Source organism: Candidatus Binatus sp., from assembly GCF_036567905.1.
Classification (GTDB): Bacteria; Desulfobacterota; Binatia; order Binatales; family Binataceae; genus Binatus.
On sequence record NZ_DATCTO010000078.1, the window covers coordinates 1 to 10,085 of the forward strand.

Consider the following 10,085-nt stretch of genomic DNA (forward strand, 5'->3'; position numbering starts at 1 on the left):
GGTGGCGGACACCGGGGTCGGGATCGCGCACGACAAGACCGATAGCATCTTTGACGCCTTCACCCAGGCCGACTCCTCGACGACGCGAAAGTATGGCGGAACCGGGCTGGGGCTCACGATCGTCAAGCGTCTGGTCGAGATATACGGAGGCGCGATAGCCGTCGAGAGCGAGATGGGCAAGGGCAGCACCTTCAGCTTCACCGCCGAGTTCAAGACCCGGCCCGCCCCTGCGACGGTCGCGCTTGACGCGGCGAGCGTGGACCTGGCCGGCATGCGCATCCTGGTCGTCGATGACACCGCCGTCAACCGAATGATCCTGCGCGAGGCGCTCATCTGGCGGGGCGTCCTGGTCACCTGTGTCGAGAGCGGCCAGGCGGCGCTGAACGAAATCGATCGGGCGGTGGCCGGCGGCAACCCCTATCGCGCGGTACTGCTGGATTGCCGGATGCCCGGGATGGACGGAATAGAAGTGGCCCGTCAGATTCGCCGTCGCGGGCTCGGGTCGCACGACCGTCCGATCATACTGATGCTCACGTCCGACGACCTGGGCGCAACCATGGCGCGGGCTCGCGAAGCGGGCGTTGAGATCTTCATGGTCAAGCCGATAAAGCGCGCCGATCTGTACGCAGTGCTGAACCGGGCCCTTGGCGCCGGTGGTCCATCATCGCAACTCACCTCGCCCGCCGAGCGCGACGGCGTCCATTCGACCTTGGGCAGCGACGTATCGGGCGAGATGCGCCCGCTCAGGATCCTGCTGGCCGACGATTCGCACGACAATCGGCTGCTGGTGCAGGCGTACTTCCAGAAGACGCCACACATTATCGACGAAGCCGAGGACGGCGCCGCGGCGGTCGAGAAGTTCAGGACCGGCATCTACGATCTGGTACTGATGGACATCGAGATGCCAATCATGGACGGCTACTCGGCGACCCGGGCGATACGCGCGATAGAAAATGAAACCGGACGCCCCCGCGTCCCAATCATCGCGCTGACGGCCTCTGTCCTCGCCGAGGCATTGGATAAAGCAATCGACGCGGGATGCGATGCGTACGTCGCCAAGCCGGTGAAGAAAGCCACCCTGCTGGCCGCCGCTTATACGGCGACCCGCGATGCCGAAACGAACGGCGACCGCCTGCGCGCCTGAACCCCCACACGCGCATTCACCGTAAAGTAACGGGAAATCCTGACGCTGGAGTGCACCCCGGGGAATGGACAGCAGCGCGCAGGGATTTACCTTGCGCGGGCAAAATGCGGTGCGATCCGGGACGGCTTTCTCAGGCCGTGCGCACCGCCCAGAAGATGCCGTAGTCGATCATTCCCAGGCGCAGCGCGCGATAGGACCGCGTCACGTGCTCGTGGACGTTGTCCAAGTCCACTCCCGCGCGCGCCTTCACGTACCCCTTGTACATCCGATAAAGCGGCGGGGTCTCAAAGAAGAGCGCGAAGATGCGACAGTACTGTTCGAAGTAGCGCAGATTCTTCGCGGTGCAGATCTCCGCTTCGCGAAGCGTGAAGCCGGCCTTGGTGATCTTCGCACGATAGCTGTGGATCGTCTCCAGATAGGGCACGTCCCATGCTTCGAGGAAGCCCCTATAGATCCGGCGATTTCTCTCCGAAGCGTTGACGACCCGATCTACCACCAGCAGATCGGCGAATGCGAACGCTCCTCGCGGTTTGAGCACCCGCGCGGCTTCTTTTAGGAATTGTCCCTTGTCCTTGAAGTGCGCGGGAGCCTCGATTGACCACGCAAGCGAGTATTCTCTATTGCGCACTGGTAGCTTCAGCGCGTCTCCTTCGGTGAATTCGACGTGCTCCGGCGAAATCTTCCAGGTGGCGCTGTTGTGGTTCGCGCGCCGAACGTTGAATGGAGTGAAGTCGAGACCGAGTACGTCCAACCCGTATTTTTTGTGAGCACGAATCGCGGGACCACCACGCCCCGAGGCGATATCGAGCAGACGCGGGGGATCGTCACCCTTGTAGGGGCCGGTGTGGTGAAGAGCGAGCAGTCCCTCCGCAATCCGATCGATCAGGCGAAGATGAGCCCTTTTGCTCCAGTGACGCTGGCGCGAATCTGAATACCCTATGTTCAGGTAGGTACCTAGATCCGACCACTGGCCCAGGAATCGATATAGATCCGAGTGCGAATTACCATAGCTGTAGTGCCGGCGTACGTCATCATCGACCCAGTGCTCGTTCCTTATCGCGGACGCGTCCGGGGCGCCGGCGGGGCTATTCCTTGCGCTCATTGCCAATGTGCCAGTGGCGGGCGAGTTTCGTAGGAATCTGGAAGGGTGGCCGATCGCCTCCGCGCTCCGACAGATGCAGGCCTTCCGCCATCCTGCGAAACAGCCATTCCGCCGCGAGCCGGATCGGCGGTAGCTGATCGATGTCTTCGGCCTCAAGATGGCGCAGGCCTCCGGCCTTCAGTAAATCCTGGAAAGCGGTTGCAGCCCAGTCGAGGTCCACTCCGGCCAGTCCCGCAACGCCGGTGCCGAACCGATGTGCATGGGTGAGACCGCGGAGCATCTGCAGGCCAAGCGTGTCTTTCCAGTCAAGGCGCAGGCCAATTGCGCCGGCAATCTTCGAGCTAACCAGTCCGCGGGTGATTATACGCGGGATGCGGCGCAAGGGCTCGAAGGTCTCGGGAACGAAGTCCTCCATGTACTCGAGCAGCGCCTTCTCCAACGCTCTGCCCTCGCTGGTTCTGGCGATGACGCCGGGCCTCAGCCAGACGCGTTCGTATAGCTCCTGCGCCTCCTCCATCGACTCTTGGCCCTTGGGAAGGAGCATTCTGTCATCAACACCCATGATCGCGCCCACGACATTCCAGCAGTGAAGATATGCTTTTTCTTCGAAGTGGGTGAGATCGACCCCCAACTTGCGAAGACTGCGAAGCACTACGTAGGAGAAACTCAGGATCGCCATGCTCATGGCAACTTGGTTAGCCGGCTCACCCCACTCTTGTTCGTGCCAGCGCATCTGCAGGAAGGCGTTTCCGAGTTCAGATCCCGGTTTGCCGTTCGGGGGCATTTTGGCGGGCTGCTGCTTGATCAGATATCTGATCGCGGCGTGCATCAGGCGCACCTTTTGCGCCGCCTCGATGCCTTCGTCGCTCAAGCCTTGCAGGTTGTCTTCCCGCTCTTGCATCAGGTTGATCACAAACAGGGAGGTTTCCCACAGGCGGCGCTTGGTGTGACTCAGGAGTTGCTGTGTGATTCCCAAAACCTTTGCGCCATAGGAGGTGGCATAGGATTCCGGCAGACTGGCGCATCCCAGGATTGCAAAGGCAATCATGCCGTTTTGTCTAAAGACGCGCTGGCCGGTCGCAATCAGCTCTGGCTCAGCCCAAGGTACTATTCTTGTGTCGTCGAGGTATTTGTCCAGGAGTTCGCCGACTTTCTTGCGATCGCCGGGACTAGAGCCTTTGAAGGCGTCGGTCAGCTTGCTTCTAAAATGTCCGATTGTCTCATGGCGAATCATGTTGCGCAGCAGGTCCGCGAGCAGTGGCAGTCCACCTTGGGTCTGCTGCGCAACCTTGGTCACCAAAGCGTCTGCCAGGTCGTCCCCCTTCCGACACATCTGGTCAATAAGATTTTCGCTCCATCCTTGCGTCTGCTCGATTCCCTGGCTTCCTCTCCCTCTTGCCTTTCCTCGATCGCGGGCTCTTTTTGGCATCCTCGATTTCCCCTACATGGTTGCCGATTCCGTCAGGAGCGCCTGGGCGTCCTTAAGATCGGGCGTATCGAATCCCTCGGTGAACCAACCGTAAACCGACTCCAAAGTCTTGCGAGCCGATTCCGGATTGCCTTGTTTGCGCTTGAGACGGTAAAGGCTCATCGCGGTCCGCAGCTCCCATGACTTCGCGCTCTGGCGCCGCGCGACTTCCAGGCTCTTCATGAAGGCTGCTTCCGCACTCGCCTCCTGCGGACGGGTCAGCGCCAGCAAGAGCGTGCCTTTAAGCCGGTACAACTCGGCTTCGTAGTATTCCTCGCTGGTGCTGGCCACCTCGGCGAGACCCTGGCTGATGGCTTCGAGGCCTTGCTCAGGGTGGCCCGACTTCGCCAGCGCGTCGGCCAGCAGTCCTTGCTGATGAGGGCCTGTCACGGGGGCTCCCAAGGCGCGACATGCGTCCTTCGCGCCACGCAGTACAGCTACAGCCTCCTCAGACTGCCCGATCTGGTTCAGCGCCCATCCGAGGCTGAATCGAGTAGCCAATAAGAGGAAGGCAAATCCATGCTCCGTCGAGAGGGCGAGACCTTCCTCAGCCAGTTGTTTGCCCAATCGAATGTCGCGCAGCAACTGGCAGAGAGCCGCCCCGTACGTCTTGGCGTACGCAAGGCTGAATTTATGAGACAGCTCGCGAGCCAGCATGAAGCAGTCACGCTGCCTTGAAAGCGCTTGTTCAGGATAGCCTTGAAACCATAAGACCCAAGGCAGAACGGAGCCCGCGACTATACCGGGGTCCTGACCGTAGACCAGCGCATGGCCTTGATGACTGTGCGGATCGTAAATCGACAACACTTTCTCGAAATGGGAGCGCGCCCGGGCAAGATCGCAGCCTCCATAGAATGCGTTCTGCCCACTCACCGCGTGCGCTTCCAGAAGCAGATCCGGGTCGCGCTGACGTTCGGCCAGACTCAGAAGCTGACGGCCGATTTCCTGGGAGTCTCGATACTCGGCGCGGACGAGATAATAGCCCCACAAGCCATACAGCACCGGGTAAAGCTGCGGAGTATCTCCGAATCCGGCGCACAGTTCGCGCGCGCGGCCGAACGCGCCCTGCACCTCCGGCGACGAGTAACCCTTCGCGAACATCAACGATTGCCCAAGGCTTAACTGCAGACCAAGCTCCAACTGATCGCGCTGCGGGCCGGCGGCGATCGCCGGCAGCAATTCCAGACCCGAAGTGAAATGAGCTATTGCGTCGCCGTAGGCGGAGCGTGCTGCTACCTTCTGCCCGGCCAGGTAAAAGTACGGTGCGGCTTTTTTCGCGTCGGACCCGCGTGAGTAGTGGCGCGCAAGCTCTTCGACGTAATCGTCGAGTTGATTGGCAAACGTCGCCTCGATCGCTTCGCCGATGCGGATGTGCAGCGCCTTGCGCCGCTCGGCAAGCACCGAGCCGTAGGCCACTTCCTGCGTCAGCGCGTGTTTGAAGACGTATGCGGCATCGGGGAACGCCGGCAGCTCGTGGATGAACTCCGCCGATTGCAGGCTGGCGAGCATTCGCCGGAGATCCTCGCCCTCCGCCGCCGCGACCTGCTCGATCAGGGCGAGGGGAATTTCCTTGCCAATCACCGCAAGCGTTTGCAGCAATTCCTTTTCCCTGGGGGCACGCCGGTCGATGCGCGAGGCGAGTATTCCCCGAACGGTCGGCGGGATACTCAACTCCGCCAGCGGCTTCGCGAGTCTGATGGCGCCATCGCGCACCAGTGCGCCCTCTTCGAACATCGATTGGACAATCTCCTCGATGAAAAACGGATTGCCATCGGTCTTTTCGACGATGAGCCGTTTCAGTCCGGACAGGTCGTCGTCGCCCTGCTTTGCAGGCGCGGATCGCGCACCGTCCGCCGCCTCGAGCCCGCGCGCGTGTCGGGCGCCTTCGCGTTCGCTACTGTGGCCCTGGTCAGGCAGAGGGAGGGAAGCGCCGAGCAGCGCGGACAGCATCTCCTCGGCGCTATCCTTGCCGAGCGGATCGAGCCGAAGCTGCGTGTAGTAAGTCTTGCTACCCCATTCGTGGCGATACTCGGGGCGATAGTTGACCAGCAGCAGAATCCGCGTGTTGGCGATTGCGTCTGCCAACATGTTCAACAGCGCCTGGCTCTCGCCGTCTATCCAGTGCAAGTCTTCGAAGATCAGCATCATCGGCTGCTCGAGGCTCTCGCGCAGCAGCAGATTCTTCACCGCTTCCAAGGTTCGCCGTCGTTTGAGCTGCGGTTCCATCTCCGCGAGCGGGTTGCTCTCGCCCGTCACGCCGATAAGCGCAAACAGATAAGGGATGGTTGTTTCCAAGGCGCGGTCCAGCGTCATCACCCGGCCGTTGACCTTCTCACGGCGCTTGCCGTGATCGTCTTCGGGCGTGATTTCGAAATAATCTCTGAGCAAATCAACCACCGGCAGATACGCCGAAGCCTTTGCGTGAGAGACCGAGAAGGTTTCGAGCACCATCCAGCCCGACTGATTCCTGGCTTTGAACTCATGAAACAGGCGCGATTTGCCGACTCCGGCCTCGGCTATCGCCGCCACGATTTGCCCGCGCCCTTGCTTGGCGAGCTCCGCGGCATGCGTCATCGCCTCGATCTCGCGCTCGCGTCCGACGAACTTCGTCAGTCCGCGTCTCACCGACCGCTGCAGTCGGGTGCGCAGCGGTCCCAGCCCGGCAACTTCGTACACCTCGACCGGCTGGCTGATGCCCTTGATGCGCGCGGGGCCAAGCGCCTTGAGCGTGAAGTACCCCTCGACCAGCTTGCGGGTCGCCTCGGTGATCGCAGTTGCACCAGGATTGGCCAGGGTCTGCATTCGCGCGGCGAGATTGGCCGTGTGTCCAATCGGCGTGTACTCGACATTGCCGCCGCCGGTGGCAATCGAGCGCACCACGACCTCGCCCGTGTTGATTCCAATCCTGATCTGCAAGGGCGTGCGGCCCTCTCGCTGGAGTCCTTCTCCGTAGCGGCGCAGCTCTTCCTGAATGCGCAGCGCCGCATAAAGCGCGCGTTGCGGATGGTCCTCGCGCGCGATCGGTGCGCCGAACAGCGCGAAGATGCCGTCGCCCGTGGACTGCACCACGTAACCGTCGTACCGATGGACCGCATCGATCATGAGCTTCAACGCCGGGTCAATAATCGCGCGCGCCTCTTCCGGATCGAGGTCCTCCTCCAGTTCGGTGGAGCCCTTGATGTCGGCGAACAGCGCCGTCACGGTCTTGCGCTCGCCGTCGACGACGAGCGAGGAGTCCGATTCCTCCTGCGTAACAAGAAGGCCGGACGCGGCAGGTTCGGTTACAAAAGCTTTAGCCGCATTCGCTGGAGCCGTGTCGATGAGAGTGGCTCCGCATTCTCCGCAGAACTTCTCGCCGGGCTCGTTGGACGCGCCGCAGCGCGTACAGCTGGTCGAAATCGGAGCGCCGCATTGCGCACAGAATTTGCGCCCTCCGCGGTTGTCACTTCCGCATTTCGTGCAACGCATTGCCTGGACCATCAACTGAGTTCGGGCTTGCCACCCGAATTATTAATTCGGAATTTCCGATCTAACGCCTCCGGGTCGAAGTACTGATAGCTCGCGCGCGCACTATAGCGCAAAGGGTCGGGCCTTACATGGAGTGTCGGACCGGGTTCGGCTACACGGGGCCCGGTTGCGCAATTCCGACCGGGCCGAAACCTTGCTACGATGCATGCGCGGGCGACCTGCATCGACACACACTCTGCGAGTCGGGCATAATGGAAAACAGAGCGCAGCGAGTTCAGCCGGGGACCTGATCTCATACTGCCCTACTACCTTGCGGCGAGTGCGAGTCGATCGAAGTGGCGCCATTGCTGACAATCAAGCGTGAGACAGACCTCGTTGCACTAGCTGCCTTTATTCTTGCATTTGGAGCGGTGACCTATCAGGTTACCGCGTATTTTCGCGGCGCGAACGTAAAGCTATTTGGACCTGAGCAGATATTGATCCATGGCGATAAATATCCTGACGGCGAAACCTACGTCCGGTTCGCGGCTCGAATGTCCTATCTAAACTCGGGCGACATCGGCTACAACGCTGTAGTCGGTCATGAGTTATTGCAGGTCCAGATTGATAAGGGCTTTTACCGGCAGACATGGCAATATTTCATCCACTCTAATTCTCCGGACGGTCAGACGTTGAGTTTGGGAGGTCAGGTTGAAGCCGTCCCGACTCCGATAAATGGGGGAGATGCTAAAACACATGAAACTTACTTTGCTCCATGGCCAATCGACTGCAAAAGCACCGTCGGCTCCGATTGCAGACCCGGCGCGAATTTCCTGCCGTGGAACACCTTCCTGAATTCGATAAAGTCAGGGACGTTCTCAAATTTGAGCTCATTGCCGACATTTTCGGAAGCAAGGCTCAAATGGTTACTTGCACGGTCGATGTAAATGATGAACTGATCGCGCAGTTAAAGACTACGCCGAACAAGTGGAGTGCTCCTGCCTGCCGGGAAGCTTTGTCCTCTCAGTAGGACTCGATTCAATCCTCATTCAGTCGCGCTCGAATCCGCGTTTGACACGGTTTCCATGCAACCACGGATAGTCCGCAGGGGTCAGATGCTCCATGAAGAGGACGATCGACGCCGGCGTGAATTTGTCGGTTTAGTCCCCCGCGCTACCGCAGCATCATAAGCTTCAGCATGAAGTCGGCGAGTTTGCCAAAGGGCGGATGCAGCATCCACGCGCTGTTGAAGCGGCTCTGCAAAAACACGCCCTTGCGGTGCGAGAAGGTCTGGAAGCCGAACTCGCCGTGATAGGCGCCGATGCCGGAAGCGCCGATGCCGCCGAACGGCAAATCATCGACCGCGACATGCATCAGCGTCTCGTTGACCGCCGCGCCGCCTGAAATCGTCCTCTGTAGAACTTCATCGCGCTGCTTGGGGTCGAGGCCGAAATAGTAGAGCGCCAGCGGACGCGGCCGGCGATTGACGTACTCGATCGCTTCGTCAAGCCGGTCGTAGCTTTTGATCGGCAGGATCGGGCCGAAAATCTCGTCGCGCATCACCCCGAGCCCGTCTTCCGGATCGAGCACAAGGGACGGAATGAACTTGCGCGCGTCCGGCTCCAGCGCCTCGCCAGCCGGATTAATTTCGACGACCTCGGCGCCTTTCGCCCTGGCCTCGTCGATATAGTTTGAGAGGCGGCGGTAATGGCGTTCGTTGACGATACTGGTGTAGTCGGGATTTGACTTGAGGCTTGGATAGAACTTACGAACTGCGGCCTGGGCCTGCCGGACGAATTCGTCCCGCCGTGCCCTGGGCACGAGAACGTAATCCGGTGCGATGCAGGTCTGGCCGGCGTTCATCAATTTGCCGAAGATGATGCTTTCAACCGCGGCGGGCATCGATGCGTCGTCGCCGACGATGCACGGCGATTTGCCGCCAAGCTCCAGCGTGACCGGCGTCAGGTTCTCCGCGGCCGCACGCATCACATTGCGGCCCACGGCGGTCGAGCCGGTATAGAAAAGATGATCGAACGGCAGGCGGGAAAACGCCTCGCCGACCTCCGGCCCTCCTTGCACCACCGCAACCTTATCGGCGGGAAAGAGACCGGAAAGAAGCTCGGCCAGGAATGCCGAGGTGCGCGGCGTCAATTCCGACGGCTTCAGCATCACGCAATCGCCGGCGGCAATCGCCGCCATCAGCGGCAAAATCGAAAGCTCAAACGGGTAATTCCACGGGCTGATGATGCCGACGACGCCGACCGGCTGATACATGATGCGTGCCTGCCCCGGCATCAGTTCCAGGCTGACCGAAACCCGCTTTGGCTTCATCCACTTGCCGAGATGACTGCTGGTATGGCGGATTCCTGCCAGGGTGGTCCAGATCTCGGCAAACCGGCTCTCATGCGCCGAGCGATTGCCGAAATCCGACGAGATTACCTCGGCGATCCGTCCCGCATTTTCCTTAATCGCTTGTTTGAGCTTGGCCAGCTCCGCGCGCCGCGCTTCGAGCGAGGGCGCTCCGTTGCGAACAAACGCCTCGCGCTGGCGGGCAAAGATCGCGCCGAGATCGCCTGCGCCATTCGATTGCGGGAAGTGCTGTACAGCTGTGGCCGTCATGGTGGTGATTATCGATCTTTCCCGATTCGCAAGCGAGACCCGGACCTTACGAGACTCGGGTGCGGATGACGCAGTCTTATGCGAACTGCTCTCCGCAAGGAAAATTCCCTGATAGCAGGGAAAAATCGGCGATTTTGGCCTCTTCTGAACGCCCAGAGCTCGGAAAGAGCGGCCTATTCAAAAGAGAATTCCATAGAATTCCCTAAATTCGTAACAGGGAATTTTTTGAGGCTGATCAGGGAATCATTTTGCGGGAACAGGGAATCGGTTGGTCCAGATCAGGGAAACGAATCAGAGACGCATCA

At 60.3% G+C, this 10,085-nt stretch carries 6 protein-coding genes and 1 pseudogene; 2 read left to right on the forward strand and 5 right to left on the reverse strand.

Features of this window, described 5'->3' with window-relative positions; genetic code table 11:
• Window positions 1-1,144, forward strand: a 1,144-nt coding sequence (locus tag VIO10_RS12415; protein WP_331964536.1) for a response regulator, incomplete at its 5' end; no start/stop codon positions are given.
• 130 nt (window positions 1,145-1,274) lie between these two features.
• On the opposite strand, the gene VIO10_RS12420 is transcribed toward VIO10_RS12415, so the two are convergent.
• The 4 genes and pseudogenes from VIO10_RS12420 to VIO10_RS16325 all read right to left on the reverse strand — a co-directional run.
• Window positions 1,275-2,246 (reverse strand): class I SAM-dependent methyltransferase, encoded by a 972-nt coding sequence (locus tag VIO10_RS12420; protein WP_331964539.1) that lies wholly within the window; start codon window positions 2,244-2,246, stop codon window positions 1,275-1,277.
• The gene (locus VIO10_RS12425; RefSeq protein WP_331964542.1) at window positions 2,230-3,543 is read right to left on the reverse strand and encodes an oxygenase MpaB family protein; all 1,314 of its coding nucleotides are present in this window, start codon (window positions 3,541-3,543) and stop codon (window positions 2,230-2,232) included. Before VIO10_RS12425 ends, VIO10_RS12420 begins: the two co-directional genes overlap by 17 nt.
• A 144-nt stretch (window positions 3,544-3,687) precedes the next feature.
• Complete coding sequence (locus VIO10_RS12430) at window positions 3,688-6,915, reverse strand: adenylate/guanylate cyclase domain-containing protein (RefSeq protein WP_331964545.1); 3,228 nt, start codon at window positions 6,913-6,915, stop codon at window positions 3,688-3,690.
• Window positions 6,916-7,041: 126 nt separating this feature from the next.
• Window positions 7,042-7,194: pseudogene (locus VIO10_RS16325) on the reverse strand (zinc-ribbon domain-containing protein); the annotation flags it as partial.
• A 323-nt stretch (window positions 7,195-7,517) separates the two neighbouring features.
• Here VIO10_RS16325 and VIO10_RS12435 point away from each other — a divergent pair.
• Entirely contained in the window at window positions 7,518-8,108 is a 591-nt protein-coding gene (locus tag VIO10_RS12435) for a hypothetical protein (protein ID WP_331964548.1), read from the forward strand.
• A gap of 226 nt (window positions 8,109-8,334) precedes the next feature.
• On the opposite strand, the gene VIO10_RS12440 is transcribed toward VIO10_RS12435, so the two are convergent.
• The gene (locus VIO10_RS12440; RefSeq protein ID WP_331964551.1) at window positions 8,335-9,780 is read right to left on the reverse strand and encodes a coniferyl aldehyde dehydrogenase; all 1,446 of its coding nucleotides are present in this window, start codon (window positions 9,778-9,780) and stop codon (window positions 8,335-8,337) included.
• Window positions 9,781-10,085: the final 305 nt, after the last annotated feature.